We start from the raw sequence: 14,629 nt of genomic DNA, 5'->3' as shown, positions 1-14,629 counted from the left end.
AGCGGATGAAGCTTGGCGGTTGGCAGGTACTTCACGCACGGCTTCGTCCTTTGGGAAATCAATCAAAGGAGAAATGATGATGGCTATCGAGTCCCATCTTGCCACGCTCGAAAAAAAGCACGGCGCTCTGGAGCAGGAAATTTCCGATGCCATGGCGTCACCGGCAATGGACAATCTTCACGTAGCATCCCTCAAGCGCAAAAAGCTCGTGCTCAAGGAGCAGATCGAGAAACTGAGAATCCAAGTCACTCGACATTAAAATAGCCCGTCATAGGGGTGCACCTCGATCTGACTGAATGAGATCGGCACCTTACGTTTTGGATCATCACATATCTGCCGAAAGCCATTTTACGCTTTCGAATGTGCCCAAAACTCGTCGCTTTCGGCGTTCGTTTTGAAATCCGGAAGTTTCATGAGCAGTACGCAATCGCCATTGGTGACGGCCAATAGGATGGTACTGTTGAAGATGTTGGCGGCTGTGCGTCAGCCGCCGAGCATCACACACCAAATATTAGATCAATTTAACAGCGCTTTGAAAAGCAGCGATCATTCGCTGCTTTTTGTGTTGGGTATCCGTCAAACTTGTTTCATCTGCTTTTTTTACGCATGACTTTCAAAACCGGTTCCCACTTTTGGGAGTTCGGCTTCAGTTTTCGGTTTCCGCTCTTGGGTCGAGGTTCATGCCTTCAGGTGTCGCACTTTTGACTGATGGCATGCTTTTGAACTGTTCTTTTTCGGCTTTTGGTACTGAAGCGCGTCTGCGAGAACGGAACAATGCATAGCCGGTGATCGAGATGTGGGCGAGAGCAGTTATGGCGAAGAGGCCGGATGGCCAGAAAATGTCCATTGCGGCTGCCGCCAGCAATGGCCCAAGCATGGTGCCAAAACCATAAAGCAGCAGCAGGCCGCTGGATACTTTCACAAAGCTTTCGGACGAAGCATGGTCATTCGCATGGGCAACGGCGACAGGATAAAGTGCGTAGGCAAGCGCGCCATAGCAGCCTGTCATGATGATAATGACCTTGCCGTTTGACGGGCCGATGATGAAGGCCATAAGTCCGACGAGTGCTGCAAGCGAAGCGACCCCAGCCAGAACATAGCGCCGGTCAATGAGATCCGAAATGCGTCCGACCGGGATTTGCATCAAAGCGCCAGCAGCGATGGTAACACTGACCATCAATGCGATTTCTGGCGTTGAAATGCCGGATTTTGCACCAAAGACGGCTCCAAGCGTACCCCAAGCACCATTTGCAATGCCGATCAGGATACAGCCGACGAAAGCGGCAGGTGAATTGCGGTAAAGTGCTTTGAGATCAAGCTGGACCTCGGTTAGCGGTTTTGGACTAACAGCCGTAGACATGGCAGTGGGAATCAGTGCCAGACAGAAAAGAATGCCGGTGATCATGAACAGATGATCGCTGCGGATATCACCGTTTGCCACCATCATCTGACCACTCATTGTGGCCCCATAGTTGACCATCATATAGAGGCCGAAAATCTTGCCACGCGATTCATTGGTGGCGCGCTCGTTAAGCCAGCTTTCGATCACCATGAATGCGCCAGCCATAGAGAAGCCGGTGAAAGTGCGCAAAACAATCCATGATATCGCATCAATATAGATGCCGGACAGAAGTGCGATGATGGCTGCCGAGGCTGCGAAACAGCCAAAGGCACGTACGTGCCCTACGCGTCGCACGAGACGAGGAGCAAATACGCAGCCCGCGACAAAGCCGCCCGCCCAGGTGGTGCCCAGCAAACCAAGAGATGCAACGGAGAAGCCTTCGAGGCCGCCGCGCAAGGGCAGCAGCAGACCGTGGAGACCGGAGGCCATTAGAAGAAAGGCTGTGCCACACAGTAGCGCCAGAACCTGAATGTAAATACGCAAGATCACGTTCCCGGGATTTTATGAAGTCGCATGATGCACGACTTCGCTCTATCGTTGATGATCAGGCTGAGACGATTTCTCAGCGGAAAAGCGCTTCGGCGGCAGCACGGCTGTCGCCTTTTTTATGCCTTTCAGTTTTCAGTCGCTCAATTTCGGATTGTAGCAAAGTGATGCGCTGGTCGATCTCGATGACCGAAAGCAGAGACAGCTCATTTTCACTCAGAACCACACTGTCGCGCGGTTTGCTTGCATCTTCTTCGATACCGCTCATGGCCTTCCTCCGGAGTCTATGACGGAACTAAAAGGGCAGAAAAGATTTAACACCTTGAATCTTCGCATATATATTTCAAGAAATCGATGAGGATTTCCCTAACACAAGAGCGCTTCCAATTAAGGCGGAATCGCTGAAACCGATCTATCTATTTGTTTCCGCGCATTATCCCACGCAAAACCGCTTCGCACTTTTACTGGAAATGCTCTATGCGCTGCACTCGACGTGAGGCATTTCTGTGACGCATAAAGGGTAACCCATTGCGGCCTGATCGGCGCTATGGGCGATTTGAACAGGAGTTTGATCATGATGGCCGAATTGCCTTCCCAGATGACAGCAATCGAAATTGCAGGCCCGGGTGGCGCGCATATGTTGCGCCTGATCCAGCGTTCGGTGCCTGAGCCAAAAGCAGGGGAGGTGCTGGTGCGGATACGTGCGGCGGGCGTCAACCGCCCTGACGTTCTTCAGCGTCAGGGACATTATGCGCCACCGGCGGGTGCATCCGATATTCCGGGGCTTGAGATTGCCGGGGATATCGTTGCGCTTGGTGAAGGTGTTGCGCGCTACAAGATCGGCGATCAGGTTGTGGCGCTGCTTGCTGGTGGTGGCTATGCCGAATATGCGGTCGTACACGAGACCAACGCACTGCCGCTCCCTTCAGGCTATGGCTATATTGAAGCCGCCGCTATCCCCGAAACCTTTTTCACGGTCTGGCATAATGTGTTTGAGCGTGGTGGCTTGAAGGAAGGTGAGACATTGCTGATCCATGGCGGCTCATCGGGCATTGGCACGACAGCTATTCAGCTTGGCAAAGCGTTTGGTGCCAATGTGATTGTAACGGCTGGTTCAGCCGACAAGTGCGAAGCCTGCCTGAAGCTTGGTGCGGACAGAGCTGTGAATTATCGTGACGAGGATTTCGTAACAGCGGTGAAAGACGCGACCAATGGCAAAGGGGCCAATGTCATTCTTGATATGGTGGGCGGCGATTATGTCGACCGCAACTACAAGGCGGCTGCAGAGGACGGGCGCATTGTGCAGATTGCGTTTCTGAATGGCGCCAAGGCGACTGCAAATTTCGCATTGCTGATGACAAAGCGTCTCACCCATACAGGATCGACATTGCGTCCCCGGCCTGTGAATTTCAAAGCAGACATCGCGCGGGAACTTGAGGCAAAAGTCTGGCCGCTTCTGGCGGAACGCCGCGTCTCCCCGGTCATGGATATGATTTTCCCGCTCAAAGACGCATGGCGGGCGCATGACCGGATGGAAGGTGGCCAGCATATCGGCAAAATCGTCCTTGATGTTGCATGATGCCCGAGACGCATTTTAGCACCCGATAGAGAATAGGGGATGGGGTGGAAGCGCTTTCTTGCTCTATGGTCAAAAAAAATATATATAGGCCGTGATTTCCCGGAATTTGTGGTTTTTCCCACGTCCCGCGCCACCGGAGCGGACGAACAGAAGGATTATATCTAATGGCCACCCAGCTTCTTATGCCGAAGGCAACGGCCGTCTGGCTCGTCGATAATACGGCTTTGTCTTTTGATCAGATTGCTGCTTTCTGCAAGCTGCACCCGCTTGAGGTGAAGGCAATTGCTGACGGTGAAGCGTCGCAGGGCATCAAGGGGCTTGATCCAGTTATCACCGGCCAGATTTCGCGCGAAGAAATTGCCAAGGGTGAGAAGGATCAGTATCACCGTTTGAAGCTTTCCGAACCGAAGGTGCGCGTACCAGAAGCCAAGCGCAAGGGACCACGTTACACGCCGCTTTCCAAGCGTCAGGACCGCCCGAATGCGATTCTCTGGCTGGTACGTAACCATCCTGAACTCAAAGATGCACAGGTTTCGCGTTTGATCGGTACGACCAAGTCGACGATCGAACAGATTCGCAACCGCAGCCACTGGAATTCGGCCAATCTGACGGCGATGGATCCTGTGACGCTCGGCCTTTGCACACAGATCGATCTCGACCTTGAAGTCGAACGCGCTTCACGCAATCGTCCGGTACAGGAATCTGACAGCACGCTGCTGCCAGCATCTGCGACCGAAAACTTCGATTATCGTGATGAGGCACCTGAAGAGGAAGAGCTGGATGCGGACAAGGTATTCGCAAAGCTCTCTTCGCTGAAGGGTTCGAACACTGACGAAGACGAAGAATAAGTTTTCTTCGACGGAATATGAAAAACCCGCCAATCCGGCGGGTTTTTTTAATCCTTGAACGCATTGTATTCGCTCAATTCCATGAGGCGATAGAAATCGGCAAGTGTCTTGCCGCGTTCAGAACGGAATGTGCGTCCGGCATTGCCAGCGGCGATTATGCGATCTGTGCGGAACGTGCGAAATGCATTGCGCAATTCACACCAGCCAATCACCGTCCAAACCTTACCCCAGAACCACAGGCCAAGCGGACGAATGTCACGTTCGCTTTCTTTCGCTTCGAGGTCACGATAGCGGATATTGAGTACTGTGCCTTCATCCACGGCACGTTCGACGGCGTCAATGATGCGGCGTTCGCTTACACTGATGCTGGCCGAAGGCGCATGAATTTGCGTGCTGGTGATGCGGGCGCGTTCTTCCTTGGGCAGAACAGCTTCGATTTTTACCAGTGCTTCTTCTGCGCCACGTGCCATGGAAACACCGCCCCAGGCACGGATCAGGCGCGCACCGGCGACGAGTGCCACGATTTCATCACGCGTGAACATAAGTGGCGGTAGTTCAAAACCCTGACGCAAAATATAGCCAACGCCTGCTTCGCCATCGATGGGCACACCCGTCGATTGCAGGTCAGCTATGTCGCGATAGATTGTCCGTTCGGACACTTCAAGCCGTTCGGCAAGCTGACGCGCGGTGACAAGCCTGCCACCACGCAGGTGCTGAACAATCTGGAAAAGGCGGTCTGCGCGGCGCATTCCGGGTTCATTCTCCGTTATATTGTTTGGCTTTGCGCTGTTCCAGGTAACGATCTGGCCAGCCCATATCCTTGCGCAGGTCACGCGGCAGATTGTCGAGCACGCGTTGTGTGCGGATGAAGCGTCGACGTTCGTCCTGCTTGCGCATATATTCTTTCAGAACTGCGAGCAGTGGTGCGATTGCGAGTGCCATGGTGAATCCCTCTTCTCTGGAAAGATACTATGACACAGGGCTCCTGACAGCTATCTGTCAGGAGGGATCGCATTCTTATCATCCTGATATCAGCCGCAGCAATTCCTTTATCAGGGCTTGAATCGTGGTGCGGCGGTATAGCTGAGCGGCAGGCGGCCACCATCAGCATAGATCGTCTGGCCAGTGACATAGCTCGAATCACGCGAAGCCAGAAACGATGCAATTGCTGCGATTTCAGAGGGTTGACCGATTCGCCCGAGCGGTGTGCGTTCCAGAATCTTTTTGCGGGCTTCGGCATCGTTGTTTACTGCCGACAGCATATCCGTTTCGACGGAGCCTGGACCAATTGCATTGACCCGAATCCCCCATTTGGCCAGCGCCACGGCCATCGTGCGTGTCAGTTGGTTCATGCCACCTTTTGAAACAGAATAGGCAAGCTGTTCAGGTAAACCGAATATCGCATTGATCGACGACATATTGATTATGCTGCCTGCATCGCCCCCGGCTTCGACGCGGGCAACCATGCGTTTGGCAACCGCCTGGCCGCAGAGGAAAGCACCTTTCAGATTGACGCGCATCACGCGGTCGAAATCCTCTTCCTTAAGATCAAGAAACTCTGCCTGATGTACAATGCCGGCATTGTTGACGAGAATATCAATCTCACCAAGATTGGTCGTGGCATAGGTCAGCAGATTATGGATATCGAGCTTGTCTCCCACATCGCAGGCAATGGCGAGAACCTTGCCATATTGCTCCAGATCCTTGGCTGCCTTTGCAGCACCAGCTCCATCAACATCGGACAAGACGACGCTCGCTCCGTCCATGAGGAAACGTTTTGCAATGGCATAACCAATACCGCGGGCGGCACCTGTAATGATTGCCACCTTGCCTTCTAACTGCATCAATCAATCTCCGAATTTTGCAGGAGAGTGGACCGGCGGCTTTCGCCGGTCAAGAGTTGGAAGCGCATCCCGAAAAGCGAGAATCGGTTTGCGGACAAGATGTGCGGTAAAAAAGCTCAGGCAAAAGCCAGGCCGATATGCCGCTCACGTAACGCCGCACTGATTTCATCCAGAATTGCCGGGTCATCGATAGTGGCAGGCATTTTCCACTCTTCACCATCCGCGATTTTCTGGATCGTTGAACGCAGTATCTTTCCCGAACGCGTCTTTGGCAGACGCTTAACAGTCAAAGCCAGTCGGAAAGCTGCAATAGGGCCGATGACATCGCGAATCATGCTGACGCATTCTTTTTCGACTTCGTGCGTATCGCGGTCGATTTTGGATTTCAGCACGAGGAAACCGCAAGGCACCTGACCCTTGACCGGATCGGAAATGCCGAGCACCGCACATTCGGCAACATCAGGATGGCTGGAAAGAACTTCTTCCATGGCGCCGGTTGAAAGACGATGGCCAGCGACATTGATAATGTCGTCGGTGCGGCTCATGATGTAGAGATAGCCATCCTCATCCATATAGCCAGCATCAGCGGTTTTGTAGTAGCCGGGAAACTCTTCAAGATAGGCTTTTCGGAAACGATCATCGGCGTTCCACAAGGTTGGCAGGCAACCAGGTGGCAATGGCAACCTGATCAGGATGTTGCCAAGCTGGCCGCGTTCGACCTCATGTCCCGCATCATCGAGCACGCGAATATCATAGCCCGGCAGACAGACAGCAGGTGAGCCGTATTTGGTTTCAAGCAGTCCAAGACCAAGGGGATTGGCCACCATCGGCCAGCCACTTTCCGTTTGCCACCAATGATCAATCACTGGACAGCCCAACAGATTTTCCGCCCAGTGGATCGTGTCGGGATCAGCACGTTCGCCTGCAAGGTAAAGGGCACGGAATTTGGAAAGATCGTAGTGCCGCACGAAAGTGCCGTCGGCATCTTCCTTCTTGATTGCGCGTAACGCCGTGGGAGCGGTGAACATGACTTCAACGCCATGTTCGGCGATGATGCGCCAGTACGTGCCAGCATCAGGTGTGCCGACAGGCTTGCCTTCAAAGAGGATGCTGGTCGCACCTGCAATCAACGGCGCATAGACGATATAGGAGTGGCCGACGACCCAGCCGACATCAGATGCCGCCCAGAACACCTGTCCCGGCTCAACGCCGAACACATGTTTCAGCGACCATGCCAGTGCCACCATATGCCCGCCATTGTCACGCACTACGCCTTTGGGTTCGCCTGTAGTTCCGGATGTATAAAGCACATAAAGCGGATCAGTGGCTGCGAGAGGCGTGCAGGGCACCGGGCGGCCACGCGCTGCGTCCACTGCGGACCGATAATCGATATCGCGGTCTTCAATGAGATTGTGCAGATGCTGCTCACGCTGGAGGATGATGCAATGTTCAACCTTGTGGCGCGCACTTGCGATCGCCTTGTCGAGCATGGCCTGATAAGGCACTACGCGGGTCGGCTCGATGCCGCATGAACCAGCAACAATCATCACCGGCTTGGCATCATCAATACGGGTTGCGAGCTCATGCGCTGCAAAGCCGCCAAACACCACCGAGTGCACGGCTCCGATACGGGCACAGGCCAGCATGGCAATCGCTGCTTCCGGCACCATCGGCATATAAATGAGGATGCGGTCGCCTTTCGTAACACCGTTATCGAGCATCACGGCCGATAGCGCTTCGACTTCTTCAAGCAACTCGCGATAGGTATATTTGCGGGCTGAATTTGTAACAGGACTATCATAGATAAGCGCTATCTGATCGCCGCGCCCATTGGCGACATGGCGGTCGAGAGCATTATAACAGGTGTTGCATTCGGCTCCTTTGAACCACCGACCATAGACACCTTCATCGCATGCGAGAACCTGATCCCATGGCTTGAACCAGTCGATGGCTTTGGCCGCATCAGCCCAGAAACCTTCAGGATCATTTTGCCAGGCGGCATAGGTTTCAGCGTATCTTGAAGTCATGCGTTCCTCCCAGAAGCACGCGCTTTGCATGACCTGATGGTCTATAAAGCGTCGCGATAACATGCCGGATGAAAGCGCCAGACTGGCCCGTTTGGCCTCGTCTCCTCCATGCGCCTTTCATCTCCTCCATTGGGCAGTGTATGCCGATGATCAGAGTCTCGTCCATGAAACTTAAGATGAATAAGTGTATCGGCAGCAACGCATAAATTGATTGCGATTGCCGGGACCACTTGCGGGATATCAATGGCTGGGCCACAAGGAAGGATGAGAGGTGTTTCGTGACCAAAATCCTGCCGGTGCTGCTTCTGGCACTTATGGGCCTGCACATTATCAAGCCATTGGGCTTGCCGGGCATGAAGCGACGCGGCGATTTCTGGAAGATTGCGGTTGTGGCGATCTTTGCAATGGCTGTGGTCGTGGGCTTTCATCTTCGTGACGTATGATCTCAATTATAGCCTAATAATTTTGACCCCGTTTTGGGGAATTGTTGTGCGCAGTTTTATTTGGCATAGCACCAGTTCATGAGACAGCCTTTAGAGCGGGGATAGTAAAATGCGGTTTGTCGGCAATGTGATCTGGTTTGTGTTTGGCGGCGCCGTCCTGGCGTTGATATGGTTATTGGGAGCGGTAATTTTCGCAGTGTCCATTGTGGGTTTGCCCCTTACCCGATCAGCACTTGAGATGGCCAAGATGTCAGCCTTTCCCTTTGGAAAGACAGTGGTTCATGTGCGGGAGCTGGATGGTAGGGAGCTTTCCGCCACCACTGCTGCAACAGGCACGATCGGGTTCATTTTTAATGTCCTCTGGGCGTGCACGTTCGGGATTGTACTCTTCTTTGGCTATATCTTTGCGGGCATATTCAACTGCCTGACAATCATAGGAATTCCGTTTGGCCTTCAATCATTCAAGCTTGCAGCCATTTCCTTGTGGCCAATTGGTCGTCGGGTTGTCAGTCTTGAATTAGCGGATGCGGCGCGAAATCGTAACGCCCTCAAACAACTCGACGCAATTCGCGGAGCTTGATTCAAATAGAAGGCCCGGTGGTGAACCGGGCCTTCTATTATTCAGTATTTAATCAGGCTGCCTTTTCGAGGTCTTTTTTCCAGCCGCCAGTTGCAGCCAAGCCGTTCATCTTGGCACGATGTGCAAAGGCGCGTTGGCCTGCGGCGACGTTCTCGTCCTTGCCTCCCCATGCTTCCAGTGACGCTGCCTGCAACGCACGGCCGTAGGAGAAGGTCATTTTCCATGGCATGTCGAAGCCGGCATTCATTGCAGATAAATGCGCTGTTGCTTCTTCGCCGGTCTGTCCGCCAGACAGGAAGGCAATGCCGGGAACAGCCGAAGGAACTGTGTGACGGAAGCAGCGAACTGTCTTTTCTGCAACTTCTTCCACCGAAGCTTTGCGGACCTTCTTGCCATCGATGATCATGTTCGGCTTAAGGATCATACCCTCAAGTTTCACGCGGGCGTCGTAGAGCTCTGTGAAGACGGTCTTTAGCACCCATTCAGTTACTTCATAGCAGCGGTCGATAGTGTGGTCTCCGGGCTGGCCATCCATCAGGACTTCCGGTTCGACGATCGGCACGATGCCTGCTTCCTGACAGAGGGCAGCATAGCGCGCGAGCGCCTGTGCGTTCTGCTTGACGGCACCCCATGTCGGAAGATCATCAGAGATTGAAATGACGGCGCGCCATTTTGCAAACCGTGCACCAAATCCGTAATATTCCTTGAGGCGTTCACGCAGTCCGTCGAGGCCTTCGGTGATGGTTTCGCCGTCAAAGCCTGCAAGGGGTTTTGCGCCTGCATCGACTTTGATACCGGGAATGGACCCTGCCTTGCGGATGATATCGACCAGTGGAGTGCCATCCCTGGCCTTCTGACGGATCGTTTCATCATAGAGAATGACGCCTGAAATATAGTTCTTCATTGCGTCGTCGGAACGGAAAAGCATCTCGCGATAATCACGGCGTGAATCCTCGGTCGAGGCGAGGCCGATGCCTTCAAAGCGCTTCGCAATGGTGCCGGAGCTTTCATCCGCAGCGAGAATTCCTTTGCCGTTTGCGACCAGCGCAATTGCAATATCTTCGAGACGTTCGGTCATGTGTAAGCTCCTTCAAGCCCTTTTGGGGCCAATTATGGGAAGCTGGGCGAGAAGCCTCAGCCGCTCTCAAGGCACATATTCATTGTCGATAGCAGAAGACTTAGGCCAACAAAATGGCGACACAAGTTGTTGAAACGATTGAAATTTTTTCAAACGATTTAGGTGAAGCAAGTTTTCTTACGAGTTGTCAGAAGTCTGCTCTATTTCGGGTGCAAAGTGAATATTCCAGATTCGGTTCACCTAATTGAAGATTTCATCGTCATTAGGTTTTGACATGACGTCTGAGAATCCCATCTAAAGGGTATCAATCATAAGGAGGAGAGATGCGAAGTGCCCTACTAAGCCTGCCATTCATTCTGGCTGCATCGATGTTCGCCCTTCCGGCTCAAACTGCGTTTGCAGAAAGCATCAATGCTGGAAGCAGGGAAGCGACCACTGAGCTGCCTTTTAATGTCGCGGCGGTAGCAGAGTTCGATACACCATGGGCGATAGCATTTCTGCCGGGCGGCAAACTGATCCTCACCGAGAAGGGCGGCAAGATTTTTGTCGTGACCGAGAAGGGCGAGAAGACTGAAGTTTCGAGCGTTCCGGAGGTACTTTTCAGTGGACAAAACGGTCTTCTGGATGTTGTTCCAGCGCCAGATTTCGCCAAGAGCAAAGCGATCTATTTCACCTATGTTACTCCTGAGCATGGCGGTGGAAGCCTCGTGCTTGCACGTGCTGTTCTGTCTGAGAGCAAAGGCAAAGCCGAACTCAAGGAGCTGAGGCCGATCTGGAAACAGGGTACGCCCGCCAAGGGTGGCCAGCCGGGCGGCAAGATTGCGTTTGCACCTGACAAAAAGCATCTGTTCCTGTCGGTCGGCGATCGAATGTCGCCCGCTACTGCTCAGGATGATAATGCGCCGATGGGCAAGATCCTGCGTATGAAGCTTGACGGGGCGGTGCCAGAGGACAATCCGAAGGCTTCAGAAGGTGGTGTCAAAGCACTGACATGGACCACTGGTCATCGTAATCCCTATGGTCTTGCCTTCGCACCCGATGGCAAATTGTGGGAACATGAGATGGGACCGCGCGGCGGCGACGAGTTTAATCTCATCAAGCCGGGCCTCAATTACGGCTGGCCGATTGTTTCCAATGGTGACAACTATAGCGGCAGGCCGATCCCCAGGCACAGCACACGACCAGAATTCGAAGCTCCGCCCTTGTTCTGGACGCCGGTAATTTCGCCGGGCGGGCTGGCCTTTTATAAGGGCAAGATGTTTGCCGACTGGAATGGTTCTGCGTTGATTGCAGGCCTGTCATCCATGGCGCTGATCCGTGTGACGATCAACAGCGACGGCCAACCGAACGAGGCCGAACGGTTTGCGATGGAAAATCGTATCCGTGATGTGGCTGTTGGTCCTGACGGGGCGATCTGGGTTATCGAGGATGATAATCCGGGCCGGTTGCTGAAGCTGACGCCTAAGTCATAAAAAGAAAGGCCCCGGAAATCCGGGGCCTTTCTTTTGTTACTTCTTCAGCACATCAACGCCAGGGAGGGGCTTGCCTTCCATCCACTCCAGGAAGGCGCCGCCAGCGGTTGAGATATAGGTGAAGTCGTCGGCCACGCCTGCATGGTTGAGAGCTGCCACGGTATCGCCGCCGCCGCCAACAGAAACCAGCTTGCCTGCCTTGGTACGGGCGGCGACATGCTTTGCCGTCTTGACGGTTGCCGTATCAAACGGACGCAATTCGAATGCACCGAGTGGGCCATTCCAGACGAGCGTTGCTGCATCATCGATGGCCGAGGCGATCAGGTCGGTGGACAATGCGCCGGCATCCAGAATCATGCCATCGCTTGGTACACCATCAACACCATAGGTCTGGTTTGGCGTATCGGCAGCAAAGTGCCAGCCAACAACCGCATCGACGGGCAGGATGATGGCGCATTTGGTCTTTTCAGCCTTGGCCATGATCTCGCGCGCAGTGTGAGCGAGGTCGTGTTCGCAAAGCGATTTGCCGACATTGTGGCCTTGTGCTGCAAGGAACGTATTGGCCATGCCGCCGCCGATCACCAGCGCATCGACCTTTTCAATCAAGTTCGATAGCAGGTCGAGCTTTGTCGAGACCTTTGCACCGCCGACGATGGCAACAACCGGACGCGCTGGCTGACCGAGGCCTTTTTCCAGCGCTTCAAGTTCTGCCTGCATCCCGCGGCCAGCATAGGCTGGTAATACATGCGCGAGTCCTTCAGTCGAAGCATGCGCGCGGTGTGCAGCCGAGAATGCGTCATTGACGTAGATGTCGCCATTGGCAGCAAGTGCTGCGACGAATTCCGGATCGTTCTTTTCTTCGCCCTTATGGAAGCGGGTGTTCTCAAGAAGCAGAACGTCGCCATCTTTCAGCGCATCGATTGCAGCTTTTGCCTTATCACCGATGCTGTCCTCAGCGAAATGTACGCCGTGACCAAGCACTTTGGCGAGCGGCTTGACGATATGTTTCAGCGAGTTTTCGTCAGAAGCAACGCCTTTTGGACGACCGAAATGGGCGAGCAGGATGACTTTGGCGCCCTTCTTCGACAATTCTGTAATCGTTGGGACAATACGTTCGATACGGGTGAGGTCAGTTACCTCTCCGTTAGCCATCGGCACGTTGAGGTCAACACGAACCAGAACGCGCTTGGATTTAACGTCGGCATCATCAAGGGTGCGGAAACTCATGAGAATTCTCCCGGGGCTTTTTCCAGCAGTCTGTGAGCGACTATCGCTCAGACAGGCAATCGCTGGAACAGGGTTGGGTAATCGGTGACAAGCCCGTCTTGATCTACGGGCAGTTCGGCGGTGAAAGAACGATCAGCCGCAGCGTAACGGTAAAGCTTGCCATCCTGAAGACAGGTATAGCGCTGGCTGTCCCGCAAGGGGCAAAAACTGTTAAACGGTACGTAAAGCATATCCAGCTGCACAGTTCCGCTTTGAGGCGTCAGGCCGAGACGGCGGATTGGCAGTGTATTCGTAAATGGTGTTCCTGCCAGATCAATGTCCATGCAACCGTCAAACTCGGGCAGTGCGGCTCCGGCCATCGTGGTCCAGTGCCCATCTCCATCGGATTTGAGTTCGAGCCTTAAGCCAGATGTTGTTTCGATGAGGAAGTGGAGGACGCGCCAGTCGCTGGTGCAAGAAATATTGTAATGTACGCCATAAGGAACGCTGCCACGCTCGCCGATAATCACGCTGTTGGCGTTGATAGTGTTACCGGCGGGCGCAATGCTGAGATGTTCGAGCCCTTCTCCTTCCAGCGAACGCCAGCGCGCAACGGTGGGGAGAAGGGAGCGAAACATTGGGCTTCTGCTTAGATCAGCTTGCCGAAAGCGACGGCGGTGTCGCTCATGCGGCTCGAGAAGCCCCATTCATTGTCGTACCACGACAGGATGCGTACCATCGTGCCGTCCATGACCTTGGTCTGGTCGGTGTGGAAGATCGACGAATGCGAATCATGGTTGAAGTCGTGCGATACGAGCGGTTCATCGGTGTAACCGAGAATACCCTTGAGGCGACCATTGGCAGCTTCACGGATCGCATTGTTGATTTCTTCAACAGTGGTCGTGCGCTTGGCAACGAAAGTCAGGTCAACGACCGAGACATTCGGGGTTGGAACGCGGATTGCAACGCCGTCGAGCTTGCCTTTCAGTTCTGGCAGAACCAGACCAACAGCCTTTGCAGCACCCGTTGAGGTCGGGATCATGGAAAGGGCTGCTGCGCGTGCGCGGTAGAGATCCTTATGCATGGTGTCCAGCGTTGGCTGGTCGCCCGTGTAGGAATGGATCGTGGTCATGAAGCCCTTTTCAATGCCGATGGCATCATTGAGAACCTGAGCCACTGGCGCAAGGCAGTTGGTGGTGCACGAAGCGTTGGAAATGACCAGATGGTCCTTCGTCAGCTTGTCATGGTTTACACCGTAAACGACAGTCAGGTCAGCGCCGTCGGCAGGTGCCGAAACGATGACGCGCTTGGCGCCTGCTTCAAGGTGAAGAGCAGCCTTGTCGCGTGACGTGAAAATGCCGGTGCATTCCAGGGCGATATCGACGCCTTCTTCTTTCCACGGTAGTTCAGCCGGGTTGCGGACAGCGTGTACCTTGATCGGGCCGTAGCCAACGTCGATGGTGTCGCCAACGACTTTTACTTCTTTTGGAAAACGACCGTGAACGCTGTCATAGCGCAGCAGATGCGCATTCGTTTCGACTGGGCCGAGATCATTGATCGCAACGACCTGAATGTCGGTGCGGCCCGACTCGACGATAGCGCGGAGGACATTACGGCCGATGCGGCCAAAACCGTTGATTGCGACGCGAACTGCCATTTTCTCT

The 14,629-nt window shown here is 53.9% G+C and carries 16 protein-coding genes; 6 read left to right on the top strand and 10 right to left on the bottom strand.

Features of this window, described 5'->3' with window-relative positions; genetic code table 11:
- Positions 1–76 precede the first annotated feature (76 nt).
- Positions 77–259 carry a YdcH family protein gene (locus CEV32_RS16510; protein ID WP_208620866.1) on the top strand — a complete coding sequence of 61 codons (183 nt, stop codon included), beginning with the start codon at positions 77–79 and terminating at the stop codon, positions 257–259.
- Positions 260–646: 387 nt separating this feature from the next.
- On the opposite strand, the gene CEV32_RS16505 is transcribed toward CEV32_RS16510, so the two are convergent.
- Both CEV32_RS16505 and CEV32_RS16500 read right to left on the bottom strand, forming a co-directional pair.
- Entirely contained in the window at positions 647–1,885 is a 1,239-nt protein-coding gene (locus tag CEV32_RS16505) for an MFS transporter (RefSeq protein ID WP_094578212.1), read from the bottom strand.
- A 79-nt stretch (positions 1,886–1,964) separates the two neighbouring features.
- Positions 1,965–2,156: a DUF1192 domain-containing protein gene (locus tag CEV32_RS16500; protein ID WP_094578211.1), complete on the bottom strand. Its 192-nt coding sequence runs from the start codon at positions 2,154–2,156 to the stop codon at positions 1,965–1,967.
- 306 nt (positions 2,157–2,462) lie between these two features.
- Between CEV32_RS16500 and CEV32_RS16495 the strand changes: the two genes are divergently transcribed.
- Together CEV32_RS16495 and CEV32_RS16490 are read left to right on the top strand one after the other, a co-directional pair.
- Positions 2,463–3,467, top strand: coding sequence for an NAD(P)H-quinone oxidoreductase (locus CEV32_RS16495; protein ID WP_094578210.1), 1,005 nt, complete (start codon positions 2,463–2,465; stop codon positions 3,465–3,467).
- Between the two features lie 164 nt (positions 3,468–3,631).
- Positions 3,632–4,315 carry a DUF1013 domain-containing protein gene (locus CEV32_RS16490; protein WP_094578209.1) on the top strand — a complete coding sequence of 228 codons (684 nt, stop codon included), beginning with the start codon at positions 3,632–3,634 and terminating at the stop codon, positions 4,313–4,315.
- 47 nt (positions 4,316–4,362) lie between these two features.
- Here the strand turns inward: CEV32_RS16490 and CEV32_RS16485 are convergent, their stop codons facing one another.
- The 4 genes from CEV32_RS16485 to CEV32_RS16470 form a co-directional block, all read right to left on the bottom strand.
- Positions 4,363–5,064, bottom strand: coding sequence for a helix-turn-helix transcriptional regulator (locus CEV32_RS16485; protein WP_094578208.1), 702 nt, complete (start codon positions 5,062–5,064; stop codon positions 4,363–4,365).
- 7 nt (positions 5,065–5,071) lie between these two features.
- Complete coding sequence (locus CEV32_RS16480) at positions 5,072–5,257, bottom strand: hypothetical protein (RefSeq protein WP_094578207.1); 186 nt, start codon at positions 5,255–5,257, stop codon at positions 5,072–5,074.
- 110 nt (positions 5,258–5,367) lie between these two features.
- Complete coding sequence (locus CEV32_RS16475) at positions 5,368–6,159, bottom strand: SDR family NAD(P)-dependent oxidoreductase (RefSeq protein WP_094578206.1); 792 nt, start codon at positions 6,157–6,159, stop codon at positions 5,368–5,370.
- A gap of 116 nt (positions 6,160–6,275) precedes the next feature.
- On the bottom strand, positions 6,276–8,186 hold the full coding sequence (locus CEV32_RS16470) for a propionyl-CoA synthetase (RefSeq protein ID WP_094578205.1): 1,911 nt from the start codon (positions 8,184–8,186) through the stop codon (positions 6,276–6,278).
- Positions 8,187–8,464: 278 nt separating this feature from the next.
- Between CEV32_RS16470 and CEV32_RS23745 the strand changes: the two genes are divergently transcribed.
- Both CEV32_RS23745 and CEV32_RS16465 read left to right on the top strand, forming a co-directional pair.
- Positions 8,465–8,629, top strand: coding sequence for a hypothetical protein (locus tag CEV32_RS23745; protein ID WP_167382820.1), 165 nt, complete (start codon positions 8,465–8,467; stop codon positions 8,627–8,629).
- A 109-nt stretch (positions 8,630–8,738) separates the two neighbouring features.
- The gene (locus CEV32_RS16465; protein ID WP_094578204.1) at positions 8,739–9,209 is read left to right on the top strand and encodes a YccF family protein; all 471 of its coding nucleotides are present in this window, start codon (positions 8,739–8,741) and stop codon (positions 9,207–9,209) included.
- Positions 9,210–9,261: 52 nt separating this feature from the next.
- On the opposite strand, the gene CEV32_RS16460 is transcribed toward CEV32_RS16465, so the two are convergent.
- The gene (locus CEV32_RS16460) at positions 9,262–10,287 is read right to left on the bottom strand and encodes a class I fructose-bisphosphate aldolase (RefSeq protein ID WP_094578203.1); all 1,026 of its coding nucleotides are present in this window, start codon (positions 10,285–10,287) and stop codon (positions 9,262–9,264) included.
- Positions 10,288–10,610: 323 nt separating this feature from the next.
- On the opposite strand from CEV32_RS16460, the gene CEV32_RS16455 reads away from it, so the two are divergent.
- A complete protein-coding gene (locus tag CEV32_RS16455; protein WP_094578202.1) occupies positions 10,611–11,759 on the top strand; it encodes a PQQ-dependent sugar dehydrogenase in 1,149 nt (382 codons plus the stop codon).
- 36 nt (positions 11,760–11,795) lie between these two features.
- Here CEV32_RS16455 and CEV32_RS16450 read toward each other — a convergent pair whose 3' ends face one another.
- The 3 genes from CEV32_RS16450 to gap are packed head-to-tail and all read right to left on the bottom strand — an operon-like array spanning position 11,796 to position 14,622.
- Positions 11,796–12,986: a phosphoglycerate kinase gene (locus CEV32_RS16450; protein WP_094578201.1), complete on the bottom strand. Its 1,191-nt coding sequence runs from the start codon at positions 12,984–12,986 to the stop codon at positions 11,796–11,798.
- A 47-nt stretch (positions 12,987–13,033) separates the two neighbouring features.
- Positions 13,034–13,603: a putative glycolipid-binding domain-containing protein gene (locus CEV32_RS16445; RefSeq protein WP_094578200.1), complete on the bottom strand. Its 570-nt coding sequence runs from the start codon at positions 13,601–13,603 to the stop codon at positions 13,034–13,036.
- An 11-nt stretch (positions 13,604–13,614) separates the two neighbouring features.
- The gene (gap, locus tag CEV32_RS16440; protein WP_094578199.1) at positions 13,615–14,622 is read right to left on the bottom strand and encodes a type I glyceraldehyde-3-phosphate dehydrogenase; all 1,008 of its coding nucleotides are present in this window, start codon (positions 14,620–14,622) and stop codon (positions 13,615–13,617) included.
- Positions 14,623–14,629: the final 7 nt, after the last annotated feature.

Source organism: Brucella rhizosphaerae (genome assembly GCF_002252475.1).
Lineage (GTDB): Bacteria > Pseudomonadota > Alphaproteobacteria > Rhizobiales > Rhizobiaceae > Brucella > Brucella rhizosphaerae.
Note: the sequence above shows the minus strand (reverse complement) of the source record. Positions and strands in the feature narration are given on the sequence as shown.

What these genes read in the sequence shown, in the direction of transcription:
- CEV32_RS16510 (WP_208620866.1), top strand. Translation starts at nt 77, where the DNA reads ATGATGGCTATCGAGTCCCATCTTGCCACGCTCGAAAAAAAGCACGGC.
- CEV32_RS16500 (WP_094578211.1), bottom strand. Translation starts at nt 2,156, where the DNA reads ATGAGCGGTATCGAAGAAGATGCAAGCAAACCGCGCGACAGTGTGGTT.
- CEV32_RS16495 (WP_094578210.1), top strand. Translation starts at nt 2,463, where the DNA reads ATGATGGCCGAATTGCCTTCCCAGATGACAGCAATCGAAATTGCAGGC.
- CEV32_RS16490 (WP_094578209.1), top strand. Translation starts at nt 3,632, where the DNA reads ATGGCCACCCAGCTTCTTATGCCGAAGGCAACGGCCGTCTGGCTCGTC.
- CEV32_RS16485 (WP_094578208.1), bottom strand. Translation starts at nt 5,064, where the DNA reads ATGCGCCGCGCAGACCGCCTTTTCCAGATTGTTCAGCACCTGCGTGGT.
- CEV32_RS16480 (WP_094578207.1), bottom strand. Translation starts at nt 5,257, where the DNA reads ATGGCACTCGCAATCGCACCACTGCTCGCAGTTCTGAAAGAATATATG.
- CEV32_RS16475 (WP_094578206.1), bottom strand. Translation starts at nt 6,159, where the DNA reads ATGCAGTTAGAAGGCAAGGTGGCAATCATTACAGGTGCCGCCCGCGGT.
- CEV32_RS16470 (WP_094578205.1), bottom strand. Translation starts at nt 8,186, where the DNA reads ATGACTTCAAGATACGCTGAAACCTATGCCGCCTGGCAAAATGATCCT.
- CEV32_RS16465 (WP_094578204.1), top strand. Translation starts at nt 8,739, where the DNA reads ATGCGGTTTGTCGGCAATGTGATCTGGTTTGTGTTTGGCGGCGCCGTC.
- CEV32_RS16460 (WP_094578203.1), bottom strand. Translation starts at nt 10,287, where the DNA reads ATGACCGAACGTCTCGAAGATATTGCAATTGCGCTGGTCGCAAACGGC.
- CEV32_RS16455 (WP_094578202.1), top strand. Translation starts at nt 10,611, where the DNA reads ATGCGAAGTGCCCTACTAAGCCTGCCATTCATTCTGGCTGCATCGATG.
- CEV32_RS16450 (WP_094578201.1), bottom strand. Translation starts at nt 12,986, where the DNA reads ATGAGTTTCCGCACCCTTGATGATGCCGACGTTAAATCCAAGCGCGTT.
- CEV32_RS16445 (WP_094578200.1), bottom strand. Translation starts at nt 13,603, where the DNA reads ATGTTTCGCTCCCTTCTCCCCACCGTTGCGCGCTGGCGTTCGCTGGAA.
- gap (WP_094578199.1), bottom strand. Translation starts at nt 14,622, where the DNA reads ATGGCAGTTCGCGTCGCAATCAACGGTTTTGGCCGCATCGGCCGTAAT.